General features: G+C 69.0%; 1 protein-coding gene and 1 pseudogene. One reads left to right on the top strand and one right to left on the bottom strand.

Features of this window, described 5'->3' with window-relative positions:
• On the top strand, positions 1 to 250 hold a 250-nt coding region (locus A9Z05_RS38270; protein ID WP_305143990.1), incomplete at its 5' end, for a Sua5 family C-terminal domain-containing protein.
• Between the two features lie 89 nt (positions 251 to 339).
• On the opposite strand, the pseudogene A9Z05_RS36720 reads toward A9Z05_RS38270, so the two are convergent.
• Positions 340 to 509: pseudogene (locus tag A9Z05_RS36720) on the bottom strand (acylhydrolase); the annotation flags it as partial.

The following is a 509-nucleotide window of genomic DNA, read 5'->3' as shown; positions in this document are numbered from 1 at the left end:
CGGCGAGCGCGTCGCGCTCGTTGCCCGCGCGTCGCGGGCAGGACACTGGGCGCAGGCCGACGGCGTGCATTTCGTCGCGGCGCCGGAAGATCCGCAGGCCTATGCACGCGACCTGTACGGGATGCTGCGGGCGCTCGACCGCGCGCAGGTCGCGCGCATCCTCGTCGAGAAGCTGCCCGAGACCGTCGAATGGATCGCGGTCAACGATCGCCTCGGCCGCGCGGCGGCCGCGTTCGACGCGCGCGACTGACGCAGTCTTCGCCTTCCGCTCGGGAATGAAAAAACGCCTGACCGGCGCGAACCGGTCAGGCGTTTTCGTTTGGGCGCGTGGCCGGCGGCTTACTTGCCGACGCCGGATTTCGCGATCTGCTGTTCGACGTACTGCGCGAACAGCGCATGCAGGCGCGTCGTCGGGTGAACCGTGTCGGCGAACATGTAGGTCTGGTCCGCATTCGCGACCGTGTAGGTCTGCGGCGAGCAGAACAGCGACGAGCCGAACGCGGTCGCGT

The sequence above is a fragment of the Burkholderia sp. A2 genome, from assembly GCF_001729305.1.
Taxonomy (GTDB): domain Bacteria; phylum Pseudomonadota; class Gammaproteobacteria; order Burkholderiales; family Burkholderiaceae; genus Burkholderia; species Burkholderia sola.
The sequence above is the reverse complement of the archived record's forward strand: the minus strand, read 5'-3'. Positions and strand labels throughout refer to the sequence as shown.